The sequence below is a fragment of the SAR86 cluster bacterium genome (assembly GCA_023703535.1).
Classification (GTDB): Bacteria; Pseudomonadota; Gammaproteobacteria; order Magnimaribacterales; family TMED112; genus TMED112.
On the sequence record CP097967.1, the window covers coordinates 434,461 to 452,275 of the forward strand.

16 protein-coding genes are annotated in these 17,815 nt (G+C 32.3%); 4 read left to right on the forward strand and 12 right to left on the reverse strand.

What is annotated here, in order from left to right; translation table 11 throughout:
- Positions 1-12 precede the first annotated feature (12 nt).
- Both M9B42_02375 and M9B42_02380 read left to right on the forward strand, forming a co-directional pair.
- Positions 13-1,788 carry a DUF885 domain-containing protein gene (locus tag M9B42_02375; GenBank protein ID URQ64690.1) on the forward strand — a complete coding sequence of 592 codons (1,776 nt, stop codon included), beginning with the start codon at positions 13-15 and terminating at the stop codon, positions 1,786-1,788.
- Positions 1,785-2,561, forward strand: coding sequence for a S1/P1 nuclease (locus M9B42_02380; GenBank protein URQ64691.1), 777 nt, complete (start codon positions 1,785-1,787; stop codon positions 2,559-2,561). Before M9B42_02375 ends, M9B42_02380 begins: the two co-directional genes overlap by 4 nt.
- Here the strand turns inward: M9B42_02380 and M9B42_02385 are convergent.
- Genes M9B42_02385 through trpS form a run of 11 tightly spaced genes read right to left on the reverse strand, consistent with a single transcriptional unit; the run spans position 2,558 to position 14,584 of the window.
- Positions 2,558-3,064: a DUF1285 domain-containing protein gene (locus M9B42_02385; protein URQ64692.1), complete on the reverse strand. Its 507-nt coding sequence runs from the start codon at positions 3,062-3,064 to the stop codon at positions 2,558-2,560. The genes M9B42_02380 and M9B42_02385 overlap by 4 nt on opposite strands.
- On the reverse strand, positions 3,055-3,678 hold the full coding sequence (locus tag M9B42_02390; protein URQ64693.1) for a LysE family translocator: 624 nt from the start codon (positions 3,676-3,678) through the stop codon (positions 3,055-3,057). Before M9B42_02390 ends, M9B42_02385 begins: the two co-directional genes overlap by 10 nt.
- Positions 3,675-4,667: a UDP-N-acetylmuramate dehydrogenase gene (gene murB / locus M9B42_02395; GenBank protein URQ64694.1), complete on the reverse strand. Its 993-nt coding sequence runs from the start codon at positions 4,665-4,667 to the stop codon at positions 3,675-3,677. Before murB ends, M9B42_02390 begins: the two co-directional genes overlap by 4 nt.
- Complete coding sequence (kdsB, locus tag M9B42_02400) at positions 4,654-5,397, reverse strand: 3-deoxy-manno-octulosonate cytidylyltransferase (GenBank protein ID URQ64695.1); 744 nt, start codon at positions 5,395-5,397, stop codon at positions 4,654-4,656. Before kdsB ends, murB begins: the two co-directional genes overlap by 14 nt.
- Complete coding sequence (msbA, locus tag M9B42_02405) at positions 5,381-8,128, reverse strand: lipid A export permease/ATP-binding protein MsbA (GenBank protein ID URQ64696.1); 2,748 nt, start codon at positions 8,126-8,128, stop codon at positions 5,381-5,383. The genes kdsB and msbA overlap by 17 nt, the downstream gene beginning before the upstream one ends.
- 1 nt (position 8,129) lies before the next feature.
- Positions 8,130-8,777 (reverse strand): ABC transporter ATP-binding protein, encoded by a 648-nt coding sequence (locus M9B42_02410; GenBank protein URQ64697.1) that lies wholly within the window; start codon positions 8,775-8,777, stop codon positions 8,130-8,132.
- Positions 8,774-9,985 carry an ABC transporter permease gene (locus M9B42_02415; protein ID URQ64698.1) on the reverse strand — a complete coding sequence of 404 codons (1,212 nt, stop codon included), beginning with the start codon at positions 9,983-9,985 and terminating at the stop codon, positions 8,774-8,776. The genes M9B42_02410 and M9B42_02415 overlap by 4 nt, the downstream gene beginning before the upstream one ends.
- Positions 9,982-11,379 (reverse strand): aldehyde dehydrogenase family protein, encoded by a 1,398-nt coding sequence (locus M9B42_02420; protein ID URQ64699.1) that lies wholly within the window; start codon positions 11,377-11,379, stop codon positions 9,982-9,984. Before M9B42_02420 ends, M9B42_02415 begins: the two co-directional genes overlap by 4 nt.
- A gap of 4 nt (positions 11,380-11,383) precedes the next feature.
- Positions 11,384-12,391: a ferrochelatase gene (gene hemH, locus M9B42_02425; GenBank protein URQ64700.1), complete on the reverse strand. Its 1,008-nt coding sequence runs from the start codon at positions 12,389-12,391 to the stop codon at positions 11,384-11,386.
- Entirely contained in the window at positions 12,378-13,583 is a 1,206-nt protein-coding gene (locus M9B42_02430; protein ID URQ64701.1) for an MFS transporter, read from the reverse strand. The genes hemH and M9B42_02430 overlap by 14 nt, the downstream gene beginning before the upstream one ends.
- A gap of 5 nt (positions 13,584-13,588) precedes the next feature.
- Positions 13,589-14,584: a tryptophan--tRNA ligase gene (gene trpS, locus M9B42_02435; GenBank protein URQ64702.1), complete on the reverse strand. Its 996-nt coding sequence runs from the start codon at positions 14,582-14,584 to the stop codon at positions 13,589-13,591.
- Positions 14,585-14,623: 39 nt separating this feature from the next.
- Between trpS and M9B42_02440 the strand changes: the two genes are divergently transcribed.
- Complete coding sequence (locus tag M9B42_02440; protein ID URQ64703.1) at positions 14,624-16,042, forward strand: DUF349 domain-containing protein; 1,419 nt, start codon at positions 14,624-14,626, stop codon at positions 16,040-16,042.
- Positions 16,043-16,112: 70 nt separating this feature from the next.
- A complete protein-coding gene (locus M9B42_02445; GenBank protein ID URQ64704.1) occupies positions 16,113-17,357 on the forward strand; it encodes a sterol desaturase family protein in 1,245 nt (414 codons plus the stop codon).
- Here M9B42_02445 and M9B42_02450 read toward each other — a convergent pair.
- Positions 17,332-17,814 (reverse strand): histidine phosphatase family protein, encoded by a 483-nt coding sequence (locus M9B42_02450; GenBank protein ID URQ64705.1) that lies wholly within the window; start codon positions 17,812-17,814, stop codon positions 17,332-17,334. The two genes, M9B42_02445 and M9B42_02450, sit on opposite strands and share 26 nt — an antisense overlap.
- Between the last annotated feature and the right edge of the window lies 1 nt (position 17,815).

Here is a 17,815-nt window from a genome sequence, read left to right on the forward strand (position 1 = left end):
TAAAATAGTTGAATGAAATTCTGGCAACTCATTCTAGTTCTGCTTATATCATTTATAGTTGGCTTCTCAACAAACGTCTTTTACGAAAATTTTAAACAAAAAGGACCTAACGAGGATCAGGCAAAATTTACTGCGTTTCTAGATGAATATTGGGAATATGTTATCGATCAAAATCCAACATTTGCTTCACTGTTGGGCTATGAGGGCTATGATGATAAGGTTTCCAGTAATTCAATTTCTGAATTTTACAAGAATAGAGACTTTGAAAAATACGTTATAGATGTTTTAGAAAAAATTAATCCTGAGAGCCTAACAGAAGATGATCAACTTAATTACCGATTACTTCTTCTATCGAATGAAACTGATCTTGAGTCTCGTAGTTTCCCTGGTTTTTACATGCGTCTTAATCAAAGAGGCGGCGTTCAAGATTATTATGATTTAGCTAGCAGACTTAAGCTTGAAAGTATCCAAGACCATAGAAATTGGTTTGAAAGAGTAAAGTCTTATTCACAGAACGTAAAAAACTCGCTAGATATAAATAGAGAGGGACTTGAAAAAGGATACACTCAACCGAAACATATCGTTCGAAAAGTTGCAGAACAGATCGATTCAATGACTTCAAAAAAAACTGAAGAAAACCCTTATTTCAAATCTTTTTCAAAATTAGAGGCGATGAATAGTGATGAGGCAAAGGAATTGTTGGCTGAAGTTAAGGAATTTATAGAAGATGAGCTAATGCCATCATATAAAGAATTATCAACATTCTTAAAAAATGAGTACATTCCCAATTCACGTGACTCAATAGGGTTAAGTGGAGTGCCTGACGGAAAGGCTTGGTATGAATTTAAAGCGCGATCTTTTACTACTACAAACTTAACACCTGATGAGATTCATGAACTTGGATTGAAAGAAATTAACAGAATAAGAAAAGAAATGGAAGATGTCATAAAAGAAGTCGAGTGGGATGGAGATTTTAGATCTTTTTTAGATTTTTTAAGAACAGATCCACAATTTTACTACGAAACTGGTGAAGAGCTTTTAGCTGCTTATAGGGCAATGGCTAAAAAGATAGATGCATACATGCCAACTCTTTTTAATAAATTTCCAAGAGCGCCATATGGAGTAATTGAGATTCCAATGGAAACAGCTCCCTACACTACAACTGCATATTACAATAGTCCCTCCGCAGGTAGACCAGGTTATTTTTATGCAAATTTATATAAACCAGAAACTAGACCTAAATATGAAATTCCAGTTTTAACTGTTCATGAAGCAGTGCCAGGACATCATCACCAGCTTTCTCTTACTCAGGAACTTGAGAATGTTCCTAATTTCAGAAAGTATTCAGGATTTACAGCTTTCATTGAGGGTTGGGGGCTTTACAGTGAGCAATTAGGCGAGAGTATGGGAATTTATGATGATCCCTATGATAAGTTTGGACAACTTACCTATGATATGTGGAGAGCAATTAGGCTTGTTGTAGATACTGGCATGCATTACAAAGATTGGTCTAGGGATGACGCCATAAATTTATTTTTAGAAAATACTGCTAAAACGCAGTTAGATATTGAAAATGAAGTTGATAGATATATTGCATGGCCTGGCCAAGCTCTTGCATATAAAATTGGTCAACTCAAAATCATGGAACTAAGAGACAAAGCTAAAGAAAGTTTAGGAGAAGATTTTGATATTAAAACTTTTCATGATCATATTTTAAGTTTTGGCTCTATTCCTTTAAATGTACTTGAAGAAAAGGTAGATGAGTTTATTGTCGAGAATACAAAATGAAGTTTCTCAATTTTAAAAAAATAGTTCTTACTTTAATAATTTTTACATCATTTTCAGCACATGCTTATTGGGATAAAGGACATTCAGCAATATGCCAACTTGCTATTGATAATTTAAGTGAAGAAAGTAAAAAAGAGGTAAATAAAATTATTGGCAATGATAAAAAATGGTGTGTGTGGGCCGACACAATTAAAAGAGATAGACCTCAAACACGATCCTGGCATTACGTAAATCTACCGGAGGGTGTTTCTGAGTATTCACATGATCACTGTCCAGCAAAGGGGTGTATAGTCAGCGCATTACTTCAACAAATAGAAATTTTTAAAAATAAAGACGCTTCAAAAAGAAAACGTAAGGAAGCATTAAAATTTATAGGCCACTTTATTGGCGACGTACATAATCCCCTTCATATTGGATATTTGAGTGATCTTGGTGGGAACAGGCTTGAAGTAGAGATATGGAATGGTGATAAAACGAATATGCACCGACTTTGGGATGGTTTGATTCCAAACTATGCTTTAACAAAACCATTAATGTTTTTAGATGTTGAAAAAGCATCCCCAATTGAAATTGGAATGTCGCACGAGGAAAGAGTTATATATTGGATAAATGAAAATAGAGAAATTTTATTGTCTGATGCAGTTGGTTATGTGGCTAGGCAGTCATTTTTAGATCAGGCTTATTTTGAGAAGAATGTGCCAATTGCTTACTATAGAATGTCTTTTGCAGGATCTAGGCTTGCCCATCTCATTGAAGAGCTTTTAGGAAATTAATTTAAGTAAAAATAATTATTGTCAGACTCTAAATAAAGTCTATTTCCATCCTGATTCGCATCTGATATTAGCTTATAGAAAACATTTCGGCTAAGCAGCCCCCATACATTATCTTTCAGTTTAATTTTAGGATAAGGCTGATTATCAATCATAGGAACAGATAAAGGATTATTTTTTGTTAACTTAATCCATTCATCTGTATTGGTTTTAAACATAATAAAATTTTCTTCAAACTTATAATCAGTAATAAGAAAAATCTCTTTTTTTACTTTAACTAAAATTTTTTCTGAGGGCGTTACTACAAAATATTCGCCCTTTTCATATTTGATCAGTTTTGAAAACAATTGAACCATCTTAATTCTTTCAATTTTTGAGCCGTTATAAAACCACTCAGCATCTGAATTAATTTCAAACTCAACACCTTCACAAAGTTTGGGATTCCATTTTTCAACTGGATAGTCCTCTAGCGAGAGAATATTTTCTTCTAATTTACTTAAGTCCATACATATATAATTAGTCCAATTCCAACAAATATAAGTCCAATTGAAGAAATTATTACAATCTTTTTTTGAACACTTTTTGTAAGTATGCTTCTACTTCCGAGATTGAGAAAATAGCTCAAAAACATAAACCAAAGGGATGTAGCAATAAAAAAATATAAAGAAATAAAAATTTGAAATTCTAGAGAAGTTTTTTCAGCAATGCCACCAAATAGTGATATAAAAAAAATAAAGGCTTTTACATTTAGAGCGTTAACTAAAAGGCCCTCTCTAAATCCTTTAAATAAATTCTCTTCTTCTTTTCTTTGAGTAGAATTTGCCAACTCTTCGATTTCGTTATTTCTTAATCCTGAAATTCCTAAATAAAGCAAATACATTCCTCCTAGACTTCCAACAAATACGTAAAGATTAGGGATAATTTGATAAAGAATTCTAAAAGCGTAAACACTAAACATTGAATGAAGAAATACTCCAAAACCAATAGCAAAAGAGGCTATAAGTGCATATGACAATCTTTTTTGTAAAGAGGTTTTAACAACATAAAAAAAGTCAGGCCCAGGAGATATAACTGCAAGAAAATGAGCAAAAGCTAATGAAAAAAATATAGAAGCACTCATAGGTATATTGGCTCTCTTTCAAGTTTAATACCATAAGTCGCCATAATGACATCAATAACCCTACTCTCAAGTTCTTTTACCTCTCTTGAGGTTGTAATTCCAAAATTTACAAACACCAATGAGTGTTTTGATGAAATTCCTAAATTATTTAGCCTCATACCTTTTAGATCTGACTTATCAATCATTTCAGCAGCGGAGAGTTTTATTTGATCTCCCTCTCTTTTGAATGTCTTCAATTTCTCTAATTTCTTATTATTTTGAAAAAATTTTTCTGACACTAATGGATTTTTAAAAAAACTTCCAACATTTGGGTAATCTGAAGTATTAGGAATTTTAGATTCTCTTAACTCAACAATTTTATTAGCCCAATTCATTGCATATTTAATATCATTAGAATCTTCTTTAACAGAAAATATTCCTGGAGAGAAGTAACTAGAATTTGGAGAAAATTTCCGATTAAGAATCAGAGTAACTTCATTTATGATTAGATCTTTATTTAATTGAAATACGCTTTTTCTATAACCAAATTTACAATCTTTATTTAGAAAATTTACAACTTTATTTTTTTTAATATCAAAACACTCTAATTTTTTTACAAATTCTGAAATTTCTGAACCGTATGCACCAATATTTTGAATGGGTGCAGCACCAACTGATCCGGGAATGCCCGCAAGATTTTCTAGACCAAAACATCCATTTTTAATTGTTTTAAAAACTGCCTCGTTCCAATTAACGCCTGCTCCAATTTTTACAGTATTTTTATCTACTTTAAATTTTTTATTTTTCGATTTTGCAACAACATCCTTGAAGTTTCTTGGAAAAATTGTGTTGGTCCCCTCTCCTAAAGCACATATTCTTAAGTTGTTTTTTTTGCAATAACTATTTAATTTTTTTAATTCATCTAGATTTTCATATTCAAAAAAAAGTTCTGCCTCTGAACTTAATCTAAGTGAATTTTGATGTTTGAGATTTTTTTTAATTAGATTCAATTTCAGTGATATGGTTTCTAAATTTTTCTAGATCCTCAGGTGTATCTATTCCCCAAGCTTCAAAAGTCTTTACTTCAAGAACATGGATATCGTACCCATTTTCTAATGCTCTTAATTGTTCTAGTTTTTCTATCTTTTCAAGTTTTGAATTAGGCAATGAAGAAAATTTTTTTAAAAATGATACTTTATAGCCATACACTCCAATGTGATGAAACATTTCAGCCCCCTCCTCTGCTGAAAAAGGAATTTTTGCCCTAGAGAAATATAATGCTTTTCCATTATTATCAAAAACTACTTTTACTCTATTTTCATCGTCAATGTTATCGTCTTGGTTAAATTTTTTACAAATAGTTGCGTAGGGGTGAAGATTTACTGACATAAATTCTGCTAGATTATTTACTGCATCAACATCGATCAAAGGCTCATCTGCTTGAAGATTGATAACTAGTTCATCGTCACCCATAGATGCACTTTCCACATACTCACAAATTCGATCTGTACCAGAAGAATGATCTTTATCAGAAAGAAATGGCACACCACCAATTTCTTTAATATGCTCGTATATTTCTTTTGAATCTGTAGCAACCACTACAGAGTTAGCTTTGGTACTTTTGCTTCTCTCCCATGTTCTCTGAATAATTGTTTTTCCATTAATTTCTTTCAGTAGTTTTCTCTCCAACCTGGTTGAAGCAAGCCTTGCAGGAATTACTATATTAAAGTTTACGCTCATTCAGTTTATCAGTAATTAATTTTGTGATGTTAACATTTAGTTTTACTTTCATTTTTAAAAACCACATATTTTTTTGTATAAGTTTCTTATCCATTCTTACTGCATCTTTTTCAGTCATTAGAATAGCTCTTTTGAAATCAAATTTAATGTCATTTTCAGAGAAATAATGATGATCAGGGAAAAATTTATGTTCACAAGCAATACCTAGATTTGAAACACTATTTAAAAATCTTTCAGGTTTTGCAATTCCTGATATTAAATTTGCACTTGTCCCAAATGGATAATCTTCTATTTCAAATTCATCTCCTGTCTTGATGTTTACCCAACTTGCAGGCTCTAATTCAAAAAAATCAACATTATCCTTATTTCTTCCGCTGTATAAAAACAAATCAGTCTTGTTAATTCTCTCTTTTTTATCCCTTAAAGGGCCAGCAGGAATGAATAAGCCATTTCCAAAATCCCTTTTTGAGTCTTCAACAATTATTTCAAAGTCCCTTCTTAAGCCATGATGTTGAAGGCCATCATCAGAGATAACTATGTCTGTATTTATATTTCTTTGAGCATATGAGACAGCTCTTGCTCTATCTCTGTCCACTACTACAGGAAAGCCCCTGTTATAGTGAAATATAGCTTCGTCCCCTACATGTTTTGCATCCGAATCATCATTCAGCTCAACTGTTCCATTAAAGTTTCCTTTATAGCCCCTTAGAACAATAGTGGGCCTATATCCAACTGTTCTTAAGTCTTTAGCAATTTGACTAACTAAAGGTGTTTTTCCATTTCCTCCTGCAGATACATTTCCCACAACAATAACAGGAACCTCATCTACCGAAGAAATTTGTCTTCGATTAAATAAGTCTTTTATAGATATTGAAAGCCAATATAAGAGGCTAATTGGCATTAACAATATGTTTAATATGCCGACCCTATCCCAAAATCCTAATTTTTCAACATAGATTTCTGGTAACACTTTTTCTATTTTAGGAGTTTCTTTTTCTATTTTTTCTTGCCCCTTCCCTTGAAGCTTGTTGTAAAGCCCTTGTTGTTCCATGAGATCATCATGTTTGCCCATTTGAGTTATTCTTCCATCTTCAATTACACATATCTTGTCAGCTTTCTCAACGCTGCTAAGCCGATGCGCAATAATGAAAGTGGTTTTATCTTTAGATGCCTTTTCAATAGCCGTCTGAATAGCCTTTTCAGATTCATTATCTAGTGCAGAAGTTGCTTCATCAAAAATTAAAATAGAAGATTTTTTAAGAAGTGCTCTAGCAATTGCAACCCTTTGTTTTTCTCCACCAGAAAGTAAAACACCATCATCGCCAATAATTGTGTCAAAACCATCTGGAAGATTTGTTATAAATTCATAAGCGTTAGCATCCTTCGCAGCTTCATAAATTGCCTTTTCTGTCACTTCCTTTAAACCATAGGTGATGTTATTTCTTATGGTGTCATTAAAAAGAACAGGATCCTGAGAAACATACGAAATTGCTTCTCTTAAGTCTTTAAGATTAATCTTCCTTATGTCATAACCATCAATCGTAATTTTTCCTTCAAAGGAGTCATAAAATCTATTTAGAAGATTCACGATAGTAGATTTTCCACTTCCAGATCTCCCTACAAGAGCAATTGTTTCACCTTTTTTTGCAGATATCGATATCTCTTTTAGAACTGGATCAGAGTGCTCGAGATAAGAAAATGAAACGTTTTCAATTTCTACATTTCCTTCAAGTGTTTGTTGAAGCTTGATGCCAGACTCATGATCCTCTGGATAGCTATCAATAGTATTGAAAATATCTTCTGCAGCAGCTAGCCCTCTCTGTATTACAGCGTTTAAATTCGACAATTGCCTTATAGGCCTAGCCATTAAACCTGCTGCAGTAAAAAAAGCTACAAATGATTCAGATGGTAAATTTAATTCATCTAAGTTTGATAAAGCAAGATAACTCATAAGAGCTAATGAGAATGCAACGAAAACTTGAATAAGCGGGGTAGATAAATTCAATGTACTCTCCATCTTCAGGTTTTGTTTTAAATTCTCATCGTTTGCCCTTTTAAATCTTTCTTTTTCACCATCTTCATTATTGAATGATTTAATTTCCCTTGCGCCTGTTGCAATTTCATTACTTACTTGAGTTACTAAGCCCATAATTTCTTGAATTTTTCTAGCTACTCTTCTCATTCTTTTTCCTGCAAAACTTACAACAACTGCTATTAAGGGTGTTATTACAAGCACAACAACTGTAAGTTTCCAGCTTAAATATAAAAGATAAACAAATAGTCCAATAAGCAATAATCCCTCTTTAGCTAAAATTTTTAGGGCATTTGTTGCTGCCCCAGTAATTTGGTTTGTTGTAAATATGATTCTGTTTACAATCTCACCTTTGGAGGCCAGATCAAAAAAACTCATAGGCTGATAAATTAGAGAGCTGATCAATTCTTCTCTCAGATTATGAACTACTTTTAAACCAACATTAGCCATGAAGAAATTACCCATATAAAAACCTATTCCTCTAAGTACAGAAACCACTAAAAGAAATAGTGCTAACGAGATTGGACTAAGAAGTTCTGATTGATTTGAATTATTTATGTAGCTTATAACTCTTTTAAGCCATTCAACAGCTGATATATCTGCTGCTGCAAATATAAAAAAACCAATAATACTTAGTGAAAATAAACCTTTGTATCTAAAGGTGTACTTAAGTAGTCTTGAGTAAATATTTTTATCCAACTCACTCTCCTAAATGGAAATTAATAATCTTTAAGATTGTATCAGCACGCTCTGCAAATGAAATATCATGAGTAGCATACAATACAAGACAGTCATTATTTTTTGCATACTCAAGTATAAAATCTTGAACATTTTTACTATTTTCCCTGTCTAAATTTCCTGTTGGCTCATCTAATAAAAGTATTTTTGGACTAGATGATATAGCTCTTGCTACAGCAGCTCTTTGTTGCTCGCCTCCTGATATTTCAGAAGGATATTTATGCTTAAGATTCAATATGTTTAAACTTTCTAAACTTTTGCTTATTTCTGGTGAATCCTCTCCAAAATTGGCTGCCAAACAGTTTTCATAAATAGTTAAATTTTCTAAAAGGTAATGAAATTGATATACAAATCCAAAATTATCTCTCCTAATCTTGCTTTTATAATTTTGATTTTGATCATGAAGTTCACGATCCAGTACTTTTATGGAGCCACTATTAAAATCATCGAGACCAGAAATAATATTTAAAAAAGTTGTTTTACCAGATCCAGAAGGACCAACGAGGCTGTATGACTTATTTGATTCAAACGTGAAATTCATTTCTTCAAAAACCTTATGGATTAGCTTACCTTCCCCATAATTCTTTGAAACATTCTCTAATTTAATCATTTTATAATTGAAACAGGATTTGTATTTGCAGCTTTATTTGCAGGAATAATTCCAAAAGAAATTATTAAAAAAATAGCAACAAGGTTAATTATTACAACATCTTCAAAGTGAACTATTGAAGGGAAGTATTCTAAATAATAGACATCTAAGACTGTGATGCCAAAAATTTGCGATAAAAAATTAAAAAATTCAGTAATGTTTAAAGATAAAAAAATGCCCATTAGATTTCCTAAAAAAATGCCAATAGCTCCTATGATGCCAATTAGTTGAATGAAGATGAGCTGTATTTCTGTTTTGGAATATCCAAAAGTTCTTAATATTGCAATCTCCTTTTCATTTGCTCTTATAAGATTGTTAATTGATATTAAGAGGCTGAAGATTGCAACGAGCAATATTAATGAAATGAGCAGTGAGATCATCACCCTTTCTAATTGAACAGCTCTGAAAAGGCCTCCATACGAACTATTCCAGCTTATAGCCGAAATTTGATCAGATTTAAGCTTCATCAAAATATCCCTTCTAGTTTGACTCGCTTGCAAGACGTCATTAAGTTTGATTTCAATTTTTTCACCATTTTTTGGATTGAATATCGATTTAAATGATGTCTTGCTAATAAGTGCATATTTTTGATCTATCTCAGAGCCAACTGAAAAAATTCCAACAATTTTAAATGGAATAATTTTTGGCATTTCTTCCAATGGATTTTCTTCATCTATTACAACAATGTTTACAAATTCATTTGGAAATTTTCCTAATTCAAGAGCTAGTCCCTCTCCCAAAATAATATTATTCCCATTCTCTAGGTTCAAAAGACTGCCAATACTCAAGAAATCTGGAATTATAGAAAGCTCTGATATTACATCAGTGCCTTTGATTAGTGCTCCTGTAGTGATATTTTCAGAATTTAATATCGTCTCTTTTGAAAAAAATGTTGATGTTGAGCTAATGCGAGAGTCAGATGCAATTTTTTCAATTGTATCTTTTGAGCTTATGAAGCCCCCCTTCTTTTCCAGAACTATATGGGGAATTACGCCAAGAATTCTTTTCCTTAGTTCATTCTCAAAACCATTCATAACTGAAACAACTGTTATTAACACAGCTATTCCGATGCTTACACCAAGTGTTGTAAGTATTGAAAGAGAGGATAATTTATTTGACCCCTTTTTTAGAAGATACCTAAATGAAATTTTATTGAGGAATGTGATCAAGAAATTCTTTTCATTAAATCTAAGAAAGCTTTGAAAGATTTTCCTCTGGGAGGCCGCATTGCTTCGAAGATTTTATCAAATTTACTTTGGTAATACACAGCGCGAAGATTACTAAAATTCAAGAATCCTTCATAACCATGATAATGTCCATATCCTGAAGGTCCAACACCTCCAAATGGTAAATGTGATTGTGCAAGATGAAACATTACATCATTAATAGTTACCCCACCTGATTTTGTGTTATTAATTACAAAATCTTGCTCAGTTTTTTTATTTCCAAAAAAATAGAGACCTAATGGATGATCATGCGAATTTATATAATTTGTTACTTCATCCAATTTTTCAAAAGTCATCAATGGAAGAAGTGGACCAAAGACCTCATTCTTCATTACTTCCATGTCATCGTTTACATTCAGAATGACTTTAGTGCCCATTAAGTTAATCTCTTGATTATCGAAATTCCCCAATTCAATTACTGATGCACCTTTTGCTTGAGCATCATTTAAATAAAGTTCCATTCTTTCAAAATGATCTTTATTAACCATTGAGGTGTATGTGTCTTCTCCATCAGCAGTTGGAAAGAATTCTGCAAAAACACTTTTCAAAGCATCAACAAAATCATCTTCTAACCCTTTTTTAATGAAAATATAATCAGGCGATAAACAGATTTGTCCATTATTCAAGGTTTTAACGAATAATATTCTTTTTGCAGCAAGTTTTAAGTCTGCATCATCAGAAATTATTGTTGGACTTTTTCCACCTAGCTCCATGGTAGTAGGGACTATATTTTCCGCAGTTTGACTAAGCACCTTCTTGGCAATTCTCCCACTGCCGGTATACAGAAGATGATCGAAGGGAAGTTTTGAAAACTCCTCACCCACTTCAGGACCACCAAGAAAAATCGCAAATTCTGATTTATCAAAATATTTTTCAACTGCTTCTTTTATTAGCTGCGAAGTATTTGGAGTAAATTCTGATGGTTTTGCCATTACTGTATTACCTGCTGCAAAAATGGATGCTGTGGGATAAAACACCATTCCAACAGGAAAATTCCAAGGTGCAATAACTCCTACACTTCCTAGCGGAGAAGGAATCATATATGACTTTGCTCCAAGAAATCCAGCTCCGTATTCCGATGGCCTTTTTATCGACTTCATCCATTTTTTTGTATTCTTAATAGAAAAATTTAGCGTTCTAAGCGTTTGAGATATTTCTGATGTAATTATTTCGTACTTTGATCTCATCTTATAATCAGCATTTAAGCTTTCAATTATTTGATCATCATGTGTTTCTATAAGAGCAACGCATCTTTTTAATCTATCTAATCTTTGTTCTAGAGATGGATGTCCATTCTCAATAAAGTTTCTTTTTTGTAAATCTAAAATATCTTTCATAGCTTTATTTAACTAAGTCAATTATACACTCTACCCAGCTGTCATTGGAGTTTAATGAAGGTACATAATCAAGTTTTTGACCACCATGTTCCTCAAAAAGTTCCTTATATTCACTACCAATTTCAACAACTGTTTCAAGACAATCTATGGTAAATGATGGCGATACAACTAATAGACTTTTTGCTCCAGACTCTGCTAGATCTTTTATTACTTTATCTGAAAAAGGCTTTACCCATCCAGAATCAAGTCTAGATTGAAAAGAAGTAACAATCTTTTTATTTGGAAGTTTGAGTTTTTTGTTTATTAACTTTGTGGTTTCAAAACAGGTGGCTTTATAACAATAGTGGTTATCACCATGAACTCCTTTCTCACAATCTCTATCCGAGCACAACCCCTCTTCATATACATCATTTAGTTGACTCACAGGCAAGCCGTGATAGCTAAAGATTACTTTGTCATACTTTTTTAAATCAAATTTTTTAATATTTTCGACAAATGCATTGATAAATTTTGGATTATCATAAAATTGGTCGATGGTTGTGATCTTTGGAATGACAGTCCATGAAGAAATCTCTTTAAATGTTTTTTCTAAAAATGAACCAGTTGTTGCAGATGAGTACTGAGGAAATATTGGAAAAAGAATAATTTCATTAAATCCTTTTTTTTCGATTTTCTTTAAAACTGAATTTATTGAGGGATTTTTGTAACGCATGGCGTAAAAAACTGCATGCGATTTATTTAATTTTTTTGAGACTTTTTTGACTAAGTCCTCCATATGGAATTTTAATGGAGAGCCCCTTTTAGTCCATAACTCCTTATATCCCTTTGAGGATGAAAATGATCTTGTGGGTACAATTATCAAATTGACTAAAAGGTATCTAAGCAAGGACGGAATATTTATCATCCTTGAATCAGTTAAAAATTCGCTCAAGTATTTACCAACATCGATTACTCCTGGGCTATCTGGAGTGCCAAGATTAAGCATTAAAAGCGCTTTTTTACTTGTATTCATTAGTTTTAAGTATATACGGATGGAACATTGTAAATGCAACTGTTATAACGCAAACAATTGCTGATAAAGAATATAGATAAAAATAACCATAGACATAAAGAGAAACAAATAATGGTGCAATCATGTGTCCTATAGGGTATGTGCTACCCAGAAGGCCTGCTGCCGAGCTTTGAAAAGACTCATCATGGCTCTGAGATAAAGCTGAAGCATAACTTGGCCTAACTATTGCAAAACCTATACCATTTAAAATTAAGGCACCTATAAGAGAAAAAATATCATTTACATATATCAAAGCTATGAATGACAAAAATGCCAAGACAGGGCCTAACAACATCATTGTTTTTAACGACTTAAATAATGGAGTTATAAATGTTTGTGTTATCACTATAGATGTTGAATATATGCCAAAGGAAATGCTTACATAAACAGCTGCATCTTGTGCAGAATAGCCTAATTTATCAAATATATAGAACCCTAAGGTTTGAAATATAATAGCCTGTGTAATGCTCATAAACGATGAAAGAACAACAAACGGCCATACTTTTTGGTCGCCAATTTTTAGCCTTTTTGGTTTGCTTAAAACTGCTTTTGTAGATTCAAGATTTCGAAGCCTAATATTCAGCTGTAATGCTGCTAATAATCCTAACATTGAAAATAGTATGAATGGAATCTCATTATTAGCGAATCTGAAGAAGAATGCTCCAACGATCGGTCCCAATATAGTTCCTAAGACAAAGCCAGATTCAAGGTTTGCAAAAATTGTTGTTCTGTTTTTGCTAGAAGAGATTCTTCCTGCATATCCGAATAAAGCAGGTCTTGTTGCTGAACCAAATATGCCATAAACCATTCTGCAAGCTATTAGAGAAGGCAGAAGTGCAGCTGATGTAATGAATCCACGATCAAATAGAAAAATCGGAAGTATTATCAAAAACATATTAGCTGAATAACCAAGAGAACCAATTAACGCTACAGTTCTTGTTCCAAATTTATCGCTATACCTTCCCCACAAGGGAGACATAAAAAACCACGCAAAAGCTGAAACTCCAAAGACAAGAGAAACTTCTACTTCATTCAATCCCTGTTCTCTTGCGAAAATTGGTATTGAAGTAAAAACCAATGACTGGCCAAGACCAATAGTAAACATTGTAAAAAAAATCCATAGATAATTTTTTTCACTACGTGTTTTATACATTCAATTTAGAATTTAGAAATACCAATTGAACTTTTAACTTCTTCTAATAATGGCTTTGTAAATGCCCTTACTTTTTTTGCATTAGATTGAAGAATTTCCTCAAGATAATTTTCTTTAGATTTTAGTTCAGCATGTTTTTCACGTATAGGAGTTAAAAGCTTGTTTAATTCTTCGAAAACAATTTTTTTTGCATCTCCCCACCCTATTCCATCGCTAAATTTGTTTTGCAGTTCTTTTATGGAGTTTTCGTCTGCAAATGAGGAGTATATCGAAGATAAAATATTATCCTCCCATTCTTTTTTCTCTCCTGGTTCTTGGGAGTTTGTTATTATCTTCATAACTGATTTTTTTAATTCATCTTCGCCTGAAAGTAATGGAATTATGTTGTTGTAGCTTTTGGACATTTTTCTTCCATCAGTACCTAAAACTGTTTTCTCTTCATTTATTACAGCTTCAGGAATGTTAAAGGTATTTCCAAATTTTTTATTAAACTTTTCTGCAATGTCTCTTGTTATTTCTAAGTGCTGCTGCTGATCTTTTCCAACTGGAACATGAGTAGCATTTGGACATAAAATATCACTAGCCATTAGTATTGGATAAGAAAATAGTCCAGCTGATATTCCCTCTTCAACATCTTTTTTACCATTTTCTTTATTTAAATCAGTTGCCGCTTTGTAGGCATGAGATCTGTTTAAAAGACCTTTTTCAGCGATACAAGATAATATCCATGCGAGTTCACTCACTTCAGGAATATCAGATTGTCTGTAAAAATAAGTTTTTTCTGGATCTAATCCTGAAGCTAACCATGCTAATGCAATTCCTTTGGTAAGCTCTTTAAGTTGTTTAGCATCACTAATTTTTATAATGGCATGCAAATCTGCGATGAATAAAAATGACTCATTATCTTTTTTTGCTAAGTCTAAAGAGGGCTTAATTGCACCAACATAATTTCCTAAATGAGGATAGCCACTTGGTGTAATACCTGTTAAAATGCGTTTCATATTTGTATTGAGGATTATAAATAATAATAAACTAGATTTGTGGGAGAGAGAGCAATAAATTTAAATCAACAGCTTAATTATATTGAGCAACTTTTTTCTTCAGGCCAAATAAAAAAGGCACAAAAAGACCTAAGAAAGCTAAATACGCAATTTGGCAGAGATAAACCAATTCCCTCAAAATTTAAGCACAGATTTCAAAGATTAAATTTTACTGCAAAAGAATTTGATGATTGGGCAGAATTTGCAACATCAGATAAGCGAACTGAATTAATTAGCAAGGTAAATTCACTTACAAATCAAAAACTTGAACCACGCAAATTAGCAAACCAAATAAATTCTCTTCAAAAGCAATGGCAAAACCTTGATCAGCATGGGAAGACTGCGAGTAAGGAAAAATGGGCATCATTTAAAACTGCCTGTGAAGAGGCTTGGGCACCTTGTAAAGATTATTTTCAAGAACTTGAAGGTAAAAAGGAAGAGAATAGAGATAAAAAACTTTCACTAATAGAACAGGTAATTTCCTTTCCCTCTGGCAAGACTGAAGAAACGATTACTGTAAAAGAAATTGTTAGTTTCCTTAAAACTCTCCATGAGAAGTGGAAATCTTTTTCGCCAGTTCCAGACGCTGATTTTCAAGATTTAAATAAAAAATTTAAAGAGTCTAAAAAAGGAATAAATAAACTTCTATCTGATGTAGAAAATTTCAATAAAGTTAAAAAAGAAGAGGTAATTAATTTAGTTAAAGAACTAGATAAAGAAAATATTGATGAATCAATAGCAAAAATTCACGAATACAAGGAACAATGGAGAAGGCTCGGTCCATGTGGAAGAAAGTTAGATCCAGAAGTGAATAAACAATTTGAAGATCATTGCAACGAATTTTTGCTAATTAAAGATAAAGAGTTAGATGAGTCAAGAGGAATTTTTGAAGCAATCCTGAAAGATTTAAGAGACAAAAACATTACTCCTGGTGAAGCAGAGCAGAAATTTACAGAGTTAGAGAATTTACAGGATCAGCCTGAGGCTAAGAAATTTAAAAAAGCAATTAAAGATTACGCTGAAAAGCAGAAAAATGAAAAAGTTCAAGAGAAACTTAAAATTTATCAAACCTTTATTGAGAGCTTAGTAGATAAAGGTGCCGAAAAGATTTCAAAAGAACTTGTACCATCATTTGTTAACGGTAAGCCAAAAAATGAAATGGATCTAAATGAGGCATCAATTCGTTTTCAAATGTTTGCCGGACTTGATCCCATTGGCCCAAAAGAGATAGTCTCCAAAATTAAATTCGAAGAATTAAAAAACAGATTTGCTGAGAAAGATATAAACCAAGAGGAAAAGGTTGTTGAGCATTTCACAAATCTTACTTATTCAAAGAATTTAATTGATAAAGAAAACCTTTCTGATGTTAAAAAAGCAATGTTAAAAGCCTTAAAGAAAGTTGAGACATTGCTTCCGTAATTAAAAAAATTTTGAAATTTATTTTATTTTTGCTATTTTTTTACTTTAATTTAATCTTACATTAATAACTATGCATACTTCTGACTTAATAGCATACGCAGCACCAATCTTCACATTTATGATATTTTGTGAATTTGTGTATGGGTATTTTAAAAACCGAAATAATTACAGATTAAATGACACATTTACAAGCATATCTCTTGGGATGATGAGTAGATTTCCTGTTTATTTGCAATTAGGAGTTCAGGGTATAGTTTATGCATTCATATGGAATCAATTTAATCTTGGGTTATTAAATTCTTATACACCTCTTACTTGGATTTTAGCCTTCGTTTTATATGATTTAAGTTATTATTGGCTTCACAGATGCCATCACGAGATTAAATTCTTATGGGCATCACATGTGGTTCATCATCATGGGGAAGAATTTAATCTTTCAACAGCCTTAAGACAAACTGGTACTGATTTTATTTTTAAATGGGTTTTTTACACTCCTATGCTGTTCCTTGGGGTGCCTCCAGAAATTTTTGTTACTGTTGCAGCATTAAACCTTATTTATCAATTCTGGGTACATACAGAACATATTGATAGATTAGGATTCCTAGATTATATTTTTGTCACTCCATCAAATCACAGAATTCATCATGCTCAAAACAAGGAGTATATAGATGCCAATTATGGTGGAGTCTTTATTATCTGGGACATAATATTCGGTACGTTTAAAGATGAGAGAAAAGAACTGAAGCCTATTTATGGGACTTCTAAACCTCTAAAATCGTGGAACCCATTTTGGGCAAATTTTGAAGTTTGGACAGAAATTTTCAAGGATACTTGGAGAACGAAAAGTTGGAAAGATAAGTTTAAAGTTTGGATTTCTAGACCAAAATGGAGGCCTAAAGATGTTTCTGAGAAATTTCCTATTCAAAAAAATGATCTAAGAGAGTTTAAAAAATATGATCCTAAAGTTACACTATTTGCGAAAATCTTTGGTTTTGGCCAATTAGTCTTTGGTAGCTTTTATTCGCAGTCATTCTTTTTCAACGTAAGCTCAATGGGAACAACAGAAATATTTTTAATTGGAGTTAACATTACCATGATTTTGGTTTTTGCATCACTGTTATTCGAGGGCAAGGGCTTTGGGTATCATTTGGAATTTGCTCGAGCAATTTTGGTACTTCTAGCCATCTACTTTGGACAATTTGAATTTATGCAACTGACAGTATTAATTCATGCAATTATTTGCGCTCTTCTAGCGGGATATATGGCAGTTAGTAATAAGACTGTAGAATTTAACGAAGCTCGCTCGGAATCTTAAATTCAGTCAACGTACCTGAATCTTCACATACATTTGCCCATTTACCGTCAAATTCAAAACTCGCTAATCCACATGTTGAAAATTTTTCAATAAATTTACCTGAAAAACTTTCACTAAATTCGTGCATCGAGGGATTGTGTCCAACAATCATTAGAGACTTTATATCTTCCTCAATGTGTTTTAAAACTGAATATATATTTTGTTCAGATGAATGATATATAGTTTCATCAAAAATAATATTTTGAGTAGTTTTATTAAAGAAATGATCAAGAGTTTCTTTAGTTCTTTTTGATGGGCTGGAAACCACTAGATCCAGTCCCTTTCTTTTTGATTTAAAAAAATTCCCCATTAGATCAGCATCTTGTATTCCTCTAGTAGATAATGGCCTATCAAAGTCTTTAAGAGCAAAATCATCCCAACTTGATTTGGCATGTCTTAATAGATATAAATTTTTCATG